This is a genomic window from Pantoea sp. RIT-PI-b (assembly GCF_001187905.1).
GTDB classification, from domain to species: domain Bacteria; phylum Pseudomonadota; class Gammaproteobacteria; order Enterobacterales; family Enterobacteriaceae; genus Pantoea; species Pantoea nemavictus.
This window is the reverse complement of record NZ_LGIS01000020.1, coordinates 374,216-389,054: the sequence shown is the minus strand read 5'-3', so window position 1 is coordinate 389,054 and position 14,839 is coordinate 374,216. Positions and strand designations below refer to the sequence as shown.

Genomic DNA, 14,839 nt, shown 5'->3' with positions numbered 1-14,839 from the left:
GTTGCTACCCCTTAATTCTTACGAAACATTTTCAGCATGCGCTGGGTGACGGTGAAACCACCGAAAATATTGATGCTGGCGATCAGCACGGCAATAAACGAGAGAATCGTTACCCAACCGCCATGGCCCATCTGCAATACCGCGCCCACCACAATAATGCCGGAAATGGCGTTAGTGACGGCCATCAACGGCGTATGCAAGGCATGACTCACGTTCCACACCACGTAGTAACCCACCACGCACGAGAGCGCGAAGACGGTAAAGTGTGATAAGAAGTCAGCCGGTGCAACATTCGCCAGGCAGGCAAACAGCACTAATGCCAGCGCCAGCAGCAGATATTTACGCCACGGCGAAACCGGTTTGGCTTCAGCCTTAGGCAAAGGTTGCGCTGCGGGTTGTGCTTTTGGCGCCGCCGAAACCTGAATCGGCGGTGCTGGCCAGGTCACTTCGCCATCACGAATCACCGTGACACCGCGCACCACCACATCGTCGAAATCAACGGTGATTTCACCATTTTTCTCTTTGCACAACAGTTTCAGCAGGTTGACAAGGTTGGTGCCGTACAGCTGAGAAGATTGTGTTGGCAGGCGGCTTGGCAGATCGGTGTAACCGATAATTTTCACGCCATTGCTGGTCAGCGTAACCTGATCGGCAACCGTCAATTCACAGTTGCCGCCGGTTTGCGCCGCCAGATCAACGATGACACTGCCCGGCTTCATACTGGCAACCATCTCCGCGGTAATAAACTTGGGTGCCGGGCGGCCAGGGATGAGCGCGGTGGTGACAATAATGTCGACTTCTTTCGCCTGTGCCGCAAACAGTTCCATCTCCGCTTTAATAAAGGCTTCAGACATCACTTTGGCATAGCCATCGCCGCTGCCTGCTTCCTCTTCGAAGTCCAGCTCAAGGAACTCGGCGCCCATACTTTGCACCTGTTCTTTCACCTCCGGACGCGTGTCGAAAGCGCGCACAATGGCGCCCAAGCTGCCCGCGGCGCCGATTGCGGCAAGACCCGCCACGCCCGCACCGATGATCATCACTTTCGCCGGTGGAACTTTACCGGCAGCGGTGATTTGACCGGTGAAGAAGCGGCCGAATTCATGAGCTGCTTCAACGATGGCGCGATAACCCGCGATATTCGCCATTGAGCTCAGCGCATCAAGCGCCTGCGCACGTGAGATACGCGGCACCGAATCCATTGCCATCACGGTAACGTTACGCGCAGCCAGTTTCTCCAGCAGCGCAGGGTTTTGCGCCGGCCAGATAAAGCTCACCAGCGTGCTGCCAGCGCGCGTCAGTTCGATCTCTTGATCGTCAGGCGCATTCACTTTTAATACGATATCTGACTGCCATACTTCAGCGCCGTTAGTCACGGTGGCGCCAGCAGCAATAAAGCTTTCATCATCGAAACTGGCGCGCAGCCCGGCGTTCTGTTCAACGGTTACGCTGAATCCCAGCTTGATCAGTTGCTCAACGGTCTTAGGCGTGGCGGCCACGCGCGACTCATTGGCTAACCGTTCTTTGGGTATCCCAATTAACATACTGTTTCCTTTCAACAATTAAAGGATGAGGTTCTATAAGTGGCAAATGCTCAAAAGCCGAAACGGTGTTTCAGCTTCTTATGAGCAAAATGCACAATGTAACAAAGTCTTTATAACCTACTGAAAATATGAAGAGTGATCTACAGCGATAACGCGCACTTATGACATTCACACAAATATTCAGACGCAAAGATTGAATGCTATGTATTGCCACTGCATTTAGGGCGTATTAAAAAATATTCTGCTGCGCAAAATCGTGTCATGTCGAATTAAGTGTTTTTAAAAACCTTTAATTAACAATGCGTTAACTATTATGGCACTAAGTGTTACCAGATTAAGTGGTTAACTGTGCAAAAAAAAGCCTTAGCACAAGCCAATGACAGCCCGGAGAATAATCCGCAATTATTGTCAATCCTATGCGCTTAAATTGGCTGAGACAGGCCGATTATTACATGCAATAATCAGCGGCTAATCTGTTATACATCAAGAGTCCAGCACGTTTTCGTACTCATTTTGCGTAAGGCGAAGGATCATTTTATGAAGCTGAAGAACACCATTCTGGCGTCAACCTTGTTATCACTGCTGGCAGCAAATGCTTTTGCTGCTAAAGAGTTAACGCCAGAGCAAGCGGCCGCGTTGAAACCATTCGAACGTATTAATATCAGCGGCCGTTTCAATGCCATTGGCGATGCGACTGATGCCATCTCTAAACAAGCCGATGCCAAAGGCGCTGACTCTTTCTATGTGCAAGGTATCAATGACAGTAACGGCAATGGCGGTAACTGGCGCGTAACGGCTGATCTGTATAAAGCCAATGCCCCGAAAGCGGATGACTCAACCAAATATCGCAGCTTCTCAGGCGTGAAAGAGCTGCCGAAAGCAGAAGCCTATCGCCTTGAGCCTTACGATACCGTATCGGTCAATGGATTCTTCTCTAGCCAGCCGGATGTCAACGAGGCAATTGGTAAAGCGGCGAAAAATAAGGGCGCGGCCTCGTTCTTTATTGTGCGTCAGGTTGATGCCAACAATGGCGGCAACCAGTACGTTACCGCTTATGTGTATAAAGCCGATGCGCCAGAGCGTAAGGTGCAAAACACCTCAGACTCCATCCCTGCTGATTCAGAAGCCGGTAAAGCAGCGCTGGCCGCCGGTGGCACCGCAGCGACGAAAGTAGCCATCCCGGGAGTGGCCTCCTCTGAGACGCCAAGCCGCAATGTGGGGCGTTTCTTCGAAACACAAAGCTCCACTGGCGAACGTTACACCGTGAAAACTGCGGACGGCCGCAGCGTGCAGGAAGTGAATGCGATTACCGCTGCTCAAATGCAACCGTTCGACACCATCACCTTCTCCGATCACTTCGGTACACCAACCGAAATCTCCGAAGCGGTTGGCAAGCGTGCAGTGGCGAAAGGTGCCAAGTACTACCACATTACGCGCCAATGGCAGAACCAGAGTGGCGGCAATCTGACCGTTACGGCCGATCTGTTCAAATAAATTCCCCTCAGGGCGGTATTCGCCGCCCTTCTCAATTGATTGCATAATCTGTGCGCAGATTTGCATAGTCTTGCATTGCCTTCCCTGTTCGCACTCCGTAAAATCTGCCGCCTTGTTTTTAGGTGATTCCGTTTTAAAGTTGGCAAATCGCCACCTGAGATACCAAAGGAATCGTCACCACCCAGCATACTCTGCTGCTTAGGATGGGCGTTTTGGATAAAAAATTAGGTCTTAGCGCGCTCACTGCGTTAGTGCTCAGCTCCATGCTCGGCGCGGGTGTTTTCAGCCTGCCGCAAAATATGGCAGCGGTCGCCGGTCCAGCCGCGCTGCTGATCGGCTGGCTTATCACCGGCGTGGGGATTATTTTCCTCTCGCTCGCCATGCTATTACTCACGCGACTGAAACCGGAGTTGGATGGCGGCATCTTTACCTACGCGCGCGCCGGGTTTGGTGAGCTGATGGGATTTTGCTCGGCGTGGGGATATTGGCTGTGTGCGGTAATTGCTAACGTCTCCTATCTGGTGATTGTCTTCTCCGCTCTGAGCTTCTTCACCGATACACCCGAACACGTGGTGTTTGGTGATGGTAATACCTGGCAGGCGATGCTCGGTGCATCGGTGCTGTTGTGGCTGGTGCATTGCCTGGTGTTGCGCGGCGTCCAAACTGCGGCCAGCATTAATCTACTGGCAACGTTAGGTAAGCTGGTACCGCTGCTGCTATTTGTAGTGCTGGCGCTGTTGGCGTTCAATTACGATCGCTTCCGCTTTGATTTTCGCGGCGTTGAGCTGGGGCAACCTCTGTGGCAGCAGGTGAAGCAAACCATGCTGATCACCTTGTGGGTGTTTATTGGTGTCGAAGGTGCGGTGGTGGTTTCTGCTCGCGCACGTAACAAACAGGATGTTGGGCGCGCCACGCTGATGGCGGTGCTGGCGGCGCTGCTGGTTTATCTGCTGGTGACGTTGCTGTCGTTGGGCGTCATTCCGCGCGCCGAGCTGGCGCAGATGCGCAACCCTTCCATGGCCGGCTTAATGAAACACCTGCTGGGACATTGGGGCGATGCGGTGATTGCAGTCGGTTTGATCATCTCCGTTTGTGGCGCTTATCTCAGCTGGACGATTATGGCCGCTGAAGTACCGTTCCTGGCGGCACAGCAAGGTGCATTTCCACGCAGCATTGCACGGCAGAACCGTCACAACTCACCTGCTGCATCGTTATGGCTCACCAATGGCAGCGTGCAGGTGTGTCTGATTTTGATCGCCGTGACCGGCGCGGATTACAACACGCTGCTGACCATCGCCTCGGAAATGATTTTAGTGCCCTATCTGCTGGTCGGTTTATATCTGATTAAGGTGGTACGCGGTCAGAACAAACCCTGGGCGATGTTCACCGGCATTGGCGCTAGCGCTTACGGTATTTGGCTGCTGTATGCATCCGGTCCACTGCATTTATTGCTTTCGGTGGTGCTCTATGCGCCAGGTTTGTTGCTGTTTCTGTATGCACGACGCGGCGGTCGTGGCGAAAACCTATTGTCACAGCTGGAACGCATCGCGATTGTGTTATTGATTGCTGCATCACTGCCCGCGTTGTGGCAGTTGACGAATTAGTGCGGCTGGACCGGAATGGAAACGCACAGCAGGTCATCCTGCTGTGTCAGATTGAGCGGCTTGTGGTATTCCTGATGAATAGCGTCAAGCTGCTCAGCTGACAACGGATAAGGCAGCTGAATATCGAAGCGACTGATGTGCTGTTGTTCGGCCAGGGTGATCAGACGCGCGATGTTAATCTCATCGCTGACCTGAGTTGAAATGATTTGTAATGCTAATTCTTTCAGGTGATCGTCGCTAGCCGGAAGGTTATGCGCTGATTTACGTGTCACCATGCCAAAAATGGGCATCACGCCGTAAATGGCATCGACAAAACTCCAGCGTTTTTTGCAGGAAGCGGAGAGAAAATCACTGTAATTGAAGCAGATGCGATCACTGTATCCGGCTGAAGCCATCTCTTTATCAGACACCCTCGCACTCCTCCTGTTTTTCGTTACGGTTCCGAACCTTGCGCGACAACGCGCCGCTAATAATGGCACATTTCACGGTATACATACCAGTAAGGCAGGGATATTTCGTGCGGTAGCGTAGAGCTCAGGACCAGGAAAAGCTATGCTGCTGACATTCTCACCCGTCTCAGTGAATTATGAATAAAATCGTCTATGTGGAAGATGAGCCAGAAGTTGGCGAATTGATCGCCGCTTACCTTGGCCGCCACGATATTGAAGTGATTGTTGAAACGCGCGGTGACCGCGCCGAAGCCACCATTGCCACCCACGATCCCGATTTAGTGATGCTGGACATCATGTTGCCTGGCAAAGATGGCATGACCTTATGCCGCGATCTGCGCGCCAGCTGGCAAGGCCCAATTGTGCTGCTGACTTCGCTCGATAGCGACATGAACCATATTTTGTCGCTGGAGATGGGCGCTAACGATTACATTCTCAAAACCACGCCACCCGCCGTATTACTGGCGCGCCTGCGGTTGCACCTGCGCCAGGCACATGTCGGCCAGCCTGAAGTGACGCCTGCTATTCAAAGTTCGCAGCGCGTCCTGCGTTTTGGTTCGCTGACCATCGATTCGCTTAATCGCCAGGTCATCTTATTTGAAGAGAATATTGTGCTCTCAACCGCCGATTTCGATCTGCTGTGGGAACTGGCCAATCACGCTGGGCAGATTCTCAACCGCGATGCGCTGCTGAAAACGCTGCGTGGCGTGACCTACGATGGCATGGACCGCAGTATTGATGTGGCGATTTCTCGCCTGCGTAAAAAACTGTACGACAGCGCTACCGAGCCGTTCCGCATTAAAACCATCCGTAATAAAGGCTATCTGTTCGCACCACAGGCCTGGGATACCCGCTCCGCATGAGAAAGCTCTTTATTCAGTTCTATTTGCTGCTGTTCGTCTGTTTTCTGGTGATGACGCTGCTGGTCGGTCTGGTGTACAAATTCACCGCCGAACGCGCGGGTCGTCAGTCGATGAACGATTTGATGGCCAGTTCACTGTTTTTAATGCGCAGCGAACTGCGCGAGATCCCGCCCCGCGACTGGAGTAAAACCATTCGCAGCCTCGATCTCGATCTGTCATTTGACCTGAATATCGAACCCATGAGCAAATATCAGCTGGATGAAGCAGACATGAAACGCCTGCGCGCCGGTGAAATTGTGGCGATCGACGATCAGTACACTTTTTTGCAGCACATCCCGCGTAGCCATTACGTTCTCTCAGTTGGCCCTATTCCCTATCTTTTCTACCTGCACCAAATGCGAATTCTGGATATTGCGCTGCTGGCATTTATTGGCATGTCGCTGGCGCTGCCGGTATTTATCTGGCTGCGTCCGCACTGGCAAGAGATGCAGCGCCTTGAGAAAGCCGCGCAGCGTTTTGGCCGTGGCGAGCTGGACGTACGCACCCATTTTGAAAGTACCTCCAGCCTGCACAGCCTTGGCGTGGCCTTCAACCAGATGGCGGAGAACATCAATACGCTGGTGGCCAGCAAGAAACAGTTAATCGATGGCATCGCGCACGAGTTGCGCACCCCGCTGGTGCGCCTGCGTTATCGGCTGGAGATGAGCGATAATCTGACCGCAGCGGAATCCGCCGCGCTGAACCGCGATGTCGGGCAGCTGGAGAGTTTGATAGAGGAGTTGCTGACCTATGCGCGCCTCGATCGCCCCCGCGTCGATCTTCATCTGCAAACCTTTGATCTCGCCCAATGGCTGCGTGTGCATATTGAAGATGTGCAGACCATGAATCCGCAGACACAGATCGCGCTGGATATTCCGCAGCTGGAAAACGTCGGCAGCGCCGATACGCGCCTGATGGAGCGCGTGCTGGATAATCTGGTGAACAACGCGCTGCGCTATGCGCAACAGCGATTGCGCGTCAGTTTGTGGTTTGATGGCGCTATCGGCTGTTTGCAGGTGGAAGACGATGGCCCGGGCATTCCGCAGGAGGAACGAGCCCGGGTTTTCGAACCTTTCGTACGTCTGGATCCAAGCCGCGATCGCGCCACCGGCGGTTGCGGTTTAGGCCTGGCGATCGTGCACTCTATCGCGCTGGCTATGCAGGGAAATGTCTCCATCGAGAGCAGCCCGCTAGGCGGTGCCAGCGTTCGCTTTTGCTGGCCGGTTGATCTACCCTTGCGGGACATTGCGCCACGCTTACCGTCATAAGGAGCTTTTTACGTGACTTCAGCTTATCAAGAACTTAGCCGCACTTTTCAGCGTCTTTCCCGCTTTGGCCATTTAGGCGCCATTGCCGGTGTCGATATGCAAACCACCATGCCGCCAGGCGGCAGCCAGGCCCGCGGTGAAGCGATGGCCGAGCTTAGCGTGTTCATGCACGAAGTGCTGACTGATAAACGTCTCGGCGGGCTGTTTGCTGCGGCGCAACAGGAATCACTGAATGATGTCGAGCAGGTTAACCTGAGCGAGATGCAGCGGGCATGGCAGCAGGCAACGTTGCTGCCTGCATCGCTGGTGGAAGCCAAATCGCTGGCCGGTTCGCGTTGCGAGCATGCATGGCGTCAGCAGCGTCCGGCTAACGACTGGCAAGGTTTCTCGGCCAATCTGAAAGAAGTGGTGAAGCTGAGCCGTGAAGAGGCGCAGCTGCGAGCCGACGCGCTCGGCGTTTCGCGCTATGACGCGCTGCTGGATGTGTTTGAACCGGGCATGACCAGCGCCCAGCTGGATCAAACCTTTGGTGATCTGAAAAGTTGGTTGCCAGACCTGTTGCAGAAAGCGGTAGTGAAGCAACAACAATCGCCCATTGCACAACCCGTTGGGCCATTCGCGATTGAATCGCAAAAGCAGCTGGGCCTGAGCGTGATGAAGACGCTGGGCTTCGATTTTAATCACGGTCGACTTGATGTCAGTGCGCACCCATTCTGCGGCGGCGTGCCGGAAGATGTGCGCATCACCACGCGTTATAACGAGAACGACTTCCTCAGCGCCATGATGGGCGTGATCCATGAAACCGGGCACGCGCGCTATGAGCAAAATCTGCCGCAGCAGTGGCGCGGTCAGCCGGTGGCGCAGGCGCGCTCTACCGCCATCCATGAGTCACAAAGTCTGTTTATGGAGATGCAGCTCGGACGCAGCAAAGCCTTTCTGCAGCACATTCATCCGCAGGTTGTGGCGCTGATGGGCGATCAACCAGCGCTCGAGCTGCAAAACTTTATCCGCCAGACGCAGCGCGTGAAGCCAGGCTTTATTCGCGTTGATGCCGATGAGTTGAGCTATCCGGCGCACGTGATTTTGCGTTACGAGATCGAGCGTGCCTTGATCGAAGGCGACATTGAGGTGGAAGACATCCCGGCATTGTGGGACGAGAAGATGCAGCAATCACTGGGCATTGATACGCGCGGTAATTATCGCGATGGCTGCATGCAGGACATCCACTGGACCGACGGTGCCTTTGGCTATTTCCCAACCTACACGTTGGGCGCGATGTACGCTGCTCAGCTGTTCCAGGCGGTGAAACGTGCGATCCCGCAGGTAGATAGCCTGATTCAGCAAGGCGAGTTGCAGCCAGTGTTTGATTGGTTACAGCAGAACATTTGGCAGCACGGCAGCCGTTTCCCCACCCAGCAGCTGTTGATTAACGCTACTGGCGAAGCGCTGAATCCGCACTATTTCCGTCAGCACCTTGAACAACGCTATCTCTCTGAGTAAACTGCGCGGCGGCCCATGCGGCCGCCCTTTTCACTTCCTTTACGCCGCTTTGTACAATCCGTTACACGCCGATACCAATGCCTCACGGAAAGCCTGAATTGTTTTTCATATAGTGTTTTCACCGGCCCCGCAGTGGGCTACACATGAAAAAATAGTTCGAGGATTTTGCAATGAAAAAATTATTTGCACTGGTGATCGCCGCTGCTATGGGTATGTCTTCTGTTGCTTTCGCTGCTGAGACTACAGCTGCTCCTGCAACGCCAGCGACGACTACTGCTCCAGCGAAACACAAAGCAGTACATCATAAGAAACCTGCTGCTCAGAAAGCGCAGGCTGCTAAGAAACACAAGAAAGTAGAGAAGAAAGCGCCAGCTGCACAGAAAGCTCAGGCCGCTAAAAAGCATCACAAAAAAGCAACCAAACCAGCTGCACAGAAAGCCCAGGCTGCTAAAAAGCACCACAAAAAAGCAACCAAGCCAGCTGCGCAGAAAGCCCAGGCTGCTAAAAAGCATCACAAAGCAACCAAGCCAGCTGCACAGAAAGCGCAGGCTGCTAAAAAGCACCACAAAGTAACTAAGCCAGCTGCACAGAAAGCTCAGGCTGCTAAAAAGCATCACAAAGTGAAAAAAGCGGCTAAATAAGGTTTACCTTTAGCGCCAACACCGCATTAATGATTGAAAACACCCGGTTAAGCCGGGTGTTTATTTACTGGAGTAGCGAAAAATGGTGCGTCGCTATCGCTTCGAAATTATTCTGATTGTGATGATCCTCTGTGGCATAGTTGCAGCCAGCTTTTTTATCTAGTCGTTGTAGCGTGCTGATTACTCCAATATTTCTCCCTTTTTTACCGCTCACCGACTATAGTTATCGCTCAAGCGTGATGACAACAACTTCTACTTATTCTCGCCATTGAGAGAACTATGCGCCTGGCTATCCTGTTACTTGTTGGTCTTTTCAGTTTTAACCTCGCAGCACATGCCGATGATGAAGATGGGCCTAGCCCGGAAGACATCAAAACCTTGTTCTTTGGCAAAGATCACCGCCAGGCGATTAGCGACGTGAGTGCTGCGCCCTGGGATGCCATCGGTCAGTTAGAGACCGAAAGCGGTAACCTCTGTACTGCCACCCTGATTTCTGCCCACCTGGCGTTAACTGCCGGGCACTGTTTGCTGGCGCCGCCGGGCAAGTTTGATAAGCCGGTAGCACTGCGTTTTATGGCCAGCGCAAAAGGCTGGCGTTACGAGATTCATGATATTGATGCGCGCGTAGAGCCCTCTTTAGCGCGCAGATTGCAGGCTGACGGCGAAGGCTGGATCGTGCCGCCGGGTGCTGCACCTTACGATTACGGGCTGGTTATTTTGCATAACCCGCCGTCCGGCATTGTGCCGATTCCGCTGTTTGAAGGTTCCCGTGGCGATTTGACGGCTGCACTGAAAACCACCGAGCGCAAAGTGACGCAAGCGGGATATCCGGCCGATCATCTGGATACGCTCTATTCGCACAGTGATTGTTTAGTTACCGGCTGGGCACAGCGTGCGGTGTTATCGCACCAGTGCGATACCTTGCCAGGCGACAGCGGTTCGCCGCTGCTGTTGAAGAATGGCGATGAGTGGCAGTTAATTGCGGTGCAGAGTTCGGCACCCGCACCGGCAGATCGTTACCGCGCCGATAACCGCGCCATTGCGGTGCCGTCGTTTAAGGATAAGCTGGAAGAGTTGGCGCAGTAATGTGCGGTCTTTGTAACGTGCGTCTCAGTCGAAAAAGGCGGGCATTGCGTAAAGACGGCGTGAATACATCCCTGTAGCCTCGACCGCCGGTTACTCGCCTCGTCCCTGAGGCTCGCCCACTTCGTGGGCCAACGCTATGCGTTGTTCAAAAACGCTACCGGCGTTTTTGTCCCTGCGGCGGAGGCTCTAATCCACTGCCCACCTTTCTCTCGTTAATGTGATATTGATGCCCGCTTTCGTAGGGTCGCCATTCATGGCGACCTCCTAAAATGCGAATCGCTTAACTCAGCTGCTCCATCGCCTGCAGAATGCGCTTATCCGAAATCGGATAAGGCGTACCCAACTGCTGCGCAAAATAGCTAATCCGTAGCTCCTCCAGCATCCAGCGAGTCGCCAGCACTTCGGCATCATCCTGCCGCTGCGGTGGCAATTTATTACGCCATGTCTGCCATGCCTGCTCAACCGCCTGCACTTTCAGCATGCGCGCGCGGTCGCTGTGCGGATCCACCGGCAGTTTCTCCAGCCGGCGCTCAATACCCTGCAGATAACGTAGCGTATCGCCCAAATGCGACCAGCCGTTGCCGGTAACAAACCCGCGATACACCAGGCCATTCATTTGCGCTTTAATATCGCCTAATGCCAGCGCCAGCGACATATCCACGCGTCCTTTCAAGAACTTGTTGATATTGAACACGCACGTCAGGATCTGTTCGACCTGTTTGGCGATAGTGACAACGGTTTCATTCAAATCGGCACGCACTTTGTCGCGCAGCTGTTCGAAGTTCTCCTGCTGCCACGCCGGGCCGCCCGCGTCTGCCATCAGCTTATCCACGCCGCAGGCGATGCAGTCATCGATCAGCTCCAGCACTTTGCCGTACGGATTGAAGTACAACCCGAGCTTGGCTTTGTTTGGCAGCTTCTCGTGCAGATACTTGGTCGGCGACGGGATGTTCAGCAGCAGCAGACGACGCTGGCCGCGCCACATCATTTTCTGCTGCTCGGCTTCGCTATCAAACAGACGAATCGCCACGCTGTCTTTTTCATCGACCAGCGCAGGCCAGGCTTTAACCTGATAGCTGCCGCGTTTTTGCTCGTAGCTTTGTGGCAAATCGCCAAAGCTCCAGATGTGTAACCCGCTCTGCTCCAGACCATCATCCGCCACTTTTGACAGCGTCTCCTGCACCTTGCCCTTCAACAACAGCTTGAGCTGGTGCAGGTTTTTGCCTTCCTGCAGTTTACGGTTGTGCTCATCGACTACGCGGAAAGTCATTTTCAGATGATCGGGCACCTGATCCCACTGCCAGGCTTCCCGGTCAATGGTGACGCCGGTCATGCGGCGGAACTCACGCTCCAGTGCATCCAGCAGCGGTTGTTCCATGGCAGTGACGCGACCAAGAAACGCTTCGGCGTAATTAGGTGCAGGCACCAGATTACGGCGTACCGGCTTCGGCAAGGATTTGATTAGCGCGATAACCAGTTCGCGGCGCACGCCCGGAATCTGCCACTCAAAACCGGTTTCTTCAATTTGGTTGAGCAGCGGCAGCGGAATGTGCACCGTCACGCCATCGGCATGCGCACCCGGTTCAAACTGATAGCTCAGTTTGAGTTTCAGGTTGCCCTGATGCCAGAAGTTAGGGTAATCGAGCTGGCTGACTTTATCGGCGCCATCTTTGATCAGCATTTGCTTATCAAAGCTCAGCAGATCGGGATTCTCTTTGCTGGCCTGTTTCCACCAGCTATCGAAATGGCGCGCCGACACCACGTCGCTGCCAATGCGGCGATCGTAGAACGCGAATAGCGTTTCGTCATCGACCAGAATATCGCGGCGGCGAGATTTGTGTTCCAGATCTTCGATTTCGCTGCGTAGCTTCAGGTTATTACGGAAAAACGCGTGGCGCGTCTGCCAATCACCTTCCACCAGCGCATGACGAATAAACAGCTCACGGCTCAGCTGTGGGTCGATGCGGCTGTAATTAACCTTACGCGCCTGCACGATCGCCAGGCCGTAAAGCGTCACTTTTTCCGTCGCCATCACCGCGCCCTGCGCTTTTTCCCAGTGCGGTTCACTGTAGCTGCGCTTGATCAGATGCTGCGCCAGCGGCTCAATCCATTCCGGATCGATACGCGCGGCAACGCGCCCCCACAAGCGGCTGGTTTCAACCAGTTCGGCCACCATGGTCCACTTTGGCGGCTTCTTAAACAGGCCGGAACCGGGGAAGATCGAGAAGCGCGCGTTGCGAGCGCCGGTGAACTCCTGCTTCTCATTGTCCTTCTGCCCAATGTGTGACAGCAAGCCGGTAAGCAGCGCGCTGTGTACTTCGCGGTACGGCGCCGGTTCGCTATTGACCGGCATGCCTTGCTCTCGGACTACCTGGCGCAGTTGGGTATAGATATCCTGCCATTCGCGTACACGCAAATAGTTGAGGAAGTCAGTTTTACATTGGCGGCGGAAGTGATTGATGGAGAGCGTTTTTTGCTGCTCCTGCAGATAATTCCACAGGTTAACGAACGCAAGGAAATCGGACTCTTTATCGGCAAAGCGCCGATGTTTTTCATCAGAAGCCTGCTGTTTGTCCGACGGACGCTCGCGCGGATCCTGAATCGACAGCGCGGCGGTGATGATCATCGCTTCCCGCACGCAGCCAAACTTTTGTGCTTCCAGCACCATACGCGCCATACGCGGATCGACCGGTAGCTGGGCCAGCTGGCGGCCTGAGGGTGTCAGCTTATAGGTTTCATCTTCACTCAGCGTAATGGCGCCCAGCTCTTCCAGCAGGCGCACGCCATCCTGAATATTGCGTTTATCGGGCGCTTCGACGAACGGGAAAGCGGCAATGTCGCCCAGCCCCAGCGCCGTCATCTGTAAAATCACCGATGCGAGATTGGTTCGCAGAATTTCCGGATCGGTAAATTCCGGGCGGCTAAGGAAATCGTCTTCTGAATAGAGACGAATACAGATCCCTTCGGAAACGCGGCCGCAGCGCCCTTTACGCTGATTAGCGGAGGCTTGAGATACCGGCTCAATCGGCAAGCGCTGCACTTTAGTGCGGAAGCTGTAGCGGCTAATGCGCGCGGTGCCGGGATCGATAACGTACTTGATGCCAGGCACCGTCAGCGAGGTTTCCGCTACGTTGGTGGCCAGCACGATGCGGCGTCCGCTGTGCGACTGGAACACGCGGTTTTGCTCGGCATTCGACAGGCGCGCATACAGCGGCAGGATCTCGGTGTGTGCAATATCACGCTTCATCAGCGCATCGGCGGTATCGCGAATTTCACGTTCGCCGCTCATAAAGATCAGAATATCGCCGCGGCTCTCCTGCCCAAGCTCATCCACCGCATCGAAAATCGCCTGTAGCTGATCGCGATCGGTATCGTCGGCGTCTTCCACCATCGGGCGATAACGGACTTCCACCGGATAAGTCCGGCCAGAAACTTCAATCACCGGCGCATTATGGAAGTGACGCGAGAAACGCTGCGGATCGATGGTCGCCGAGGTGATGATCACCTTTAAATCGGGACGACGTGGCAGCAGTTCGCGCAGATAGCCGAGCAGGAAATCGATGTTCAGACTGCGTTCGTGCGCTTCATCGATAATGATGGTGTCGTACTGCAATAACAGGCGATCCTGCTGGATCTCAGCCAGCAAAATACCGTCAGTCATCAGCTTAACCTGAGTGGTTTCGCTGACCTGATCGTTAAAGCGCACCTTGTAGCCGATGGTGCCACCGAGCGAGGTTTCCAGCTCATCGGCGATGCGGTTCGCTACGGTGCGCGCCGCCAGACGACGCGGCTGAGTGTGGCCAATCAGGCCTTTGACGCCGCGCCCCAGCGCCAGACAGATTTTTGGCAACTGGGTGGTTTTACCCGATCCGGTTTCACCCGCCACAATCACCACCTGATGCTCACGGATGGCATCGGCAATGTCCTGCTGCTTCTGACTTACCGGCAGGTTTTCTGGGAAGGTAATGCGCGGAGTCGCCGCCTTACGCTGCGCAAGGCGCTGTTCGGCCGCGACAAATTCCGGTTCCAGTTCAGCCACAATCTCCTGCTGCTTAACCGAATTTTTCACCTTTGCCGCGCCCAGCAAACGTCGGCGCAGGCGTTGACCATCGCGCAGCGTCAGATTATCGAGCCGCGTCCAAAGGGAGGCTAAAGGGGAAGGTGCGGATGATGACATAGCGATGCGTTACCTATTGTTGCAGCAAACCGGAGACTTTCCCGGCGGATTCAAGCAATTAATGGTCGCCATCATAGCACAATTTGGAACGCCTGCCTGAGCGGGACGTGCGAGCTTGTTCAATAATTTCGAACATAGATCTCGAAATATTGCGCTTTTACCTCGCGGGCTAACTCC

General features: G+C 54.3%; 10 protein-coding genes. 7 read left to right on the top strand and 3 right to left on the bottom strand.

Features of this window, described 5'->3' with window-relative positions; genetic code table 11:
- Nucleotides 1-11: 11 nt before the first annotated feature.
- Nucleotides 12-1,541 carry a Re/Si-specific NAD(P)(+) transhydrogenase subunit alpha gene (gene pntA, locus AC790_RS14450; protein ID WP_049852223.1) on the bottom strand — a complete coding sequence of 510 codons (1,530 nt, stop codon included), beginning with the start codon at nucleotides 1,539-1,541 and terminating at the stop codon, nucleotides 12-14.
- A gap of 537 nt (nucleotides 1,542-2,078) precedes the next feature.
- Between pntA and ydgH the strand changes: the two genes are divergently transcribed.
- Entirely contained in the window at nucleotides 2,079-3,035 is a 957-nt protein-coding gene (gene ydgH / locus AC790_RS14445) for a DUF1471 family protein YdgH (RefSeq protein WP_007887988.1), read from the top strand.
- A 212-nt stretch (nucleotides 3,036-3,247) separates the two neighbouring features.
- The gene (locus AC790_RS14440; protein ID WP_049852281.1) at nucleotides 3,248-4,639 is read left to right on the top strand and encodes an amino acid permease; all 1,392 of its coding nucleotides are present in this window, start codon (nucleotides 3,248-3,250) and stop codon (nucleotides 4,637-4,639) included.
- Here AC790_RS14440 and AC790_RS14435 read toward each other — a convergent pair.
- On the bottom strand, nucleotides 4,636-5,049 hold the full coding sequence (locus AC790_RS14435; RefSeq protein ID WP_049852222.1) for a hypothetical protein: 414 nt from the start codon (nucleotides 5,047-5,049) through the stop codon (nucleotides 4,636-4,638). The two genes, AC790_RS14440 and AC790_RS14435, sit on opposite strands and share 4 nt — an antisense overlap.
- Nucleotides 5,050-5,225: 176 nt before the next feature.
- Here AC790_RS14435 and rstA point away from each other — a divergent pair, with 176 nt between their 5' ends.
- From rstA to AC790_RS14410, 5 genes are all read left to right on the top strand, one after another.
- On the top strand, nucleotides 5,226-5,951 hold the full coding sequence (rstA, locus tag AC790_RS14430; protein WP_007887991.1) for a two-component system response regulator RstA: 726 nt from the start codon (nucleotides 5,226-5,228) through the stop codon (nucleotides 5,949-5,951).
- Complete coding sequence (gene rstB / locus AC790_RS14425; protein ID WP_007887993.1) at nucleotides 5,948-7,258, top strand: two-component system sensor histidine kinase RstB; 1,311 nt, start codon at nucleotides 5,948-5,950, stop codon at nucleotides 7,256-7,258. The genes rstA and rstB overlap by 4 nt, the downstream gene beginning before the upstream one ends.
- Before the next feature lie 12 nt (nucleotides 7,259-7,270).
- Nucleotides 7,271-8,758 carry a carboxypeptidase M32 gene (locus tag AC790_RS14420; RefSeq protein WP_007887996.1) on the top strand — a complete coding sequence of 496 codons (1,488 nt, stop codon included), beginning with the start codon at nucleotides 7,271-7,273 and terminating at the stop codon, nucleotides 8,756-8,758.
- A gap of 170 nt (nucleotides 8,759-8,928) precedes the next feature.
- Nucleotides 8,929-9,399 (top strand): acid resistance repetitive basic protein Asr, encoded by a 471-nt coding sequence (gene asr / locus AC790_RS14415; protein WP_049852221.1) that lies wholly within the window; start codon nucleotides 8,929-8,931, stop codon nucleotides 9,397-9,399.
- A gap of 279 nt (nucleotides 9,400-9,678) precedes the next feature.
- Nucleotides 9,679-10,485 carry a serine protease gene (locus tag AC790_RS14410; protein ID WP_007888006.1) on the top strand — a complete coding sequence of 269 codons (807 nt, stop codon included), beginning with the start codon at nucleotides 9,679-9,681 and terminating at the stop codon, nucleotides 10,483-10,485.
- A 280-nt stretch (nucleotides 10,486-10,765) separates the two neighbouring features.
- Here AC790_RS14410 and hrpA read toward each other — a convergent pair whose 3' ends face one another.
- Nucleotides 10,766-14,662 (bottom strand): ATP-dependent RNA helicase HrpA, encoded by a 3,897-nt coding sequence (hrpA, locus tag AC790_RS14405; protein ID WP_049852220.1) that lies wholly within the window; start codon nucleotides 14,660-14,662, stop codon nucleotides 10,766-10,768.
- Nucleotides 14,663-14,839: the final 177 nt, after the last annotated feature.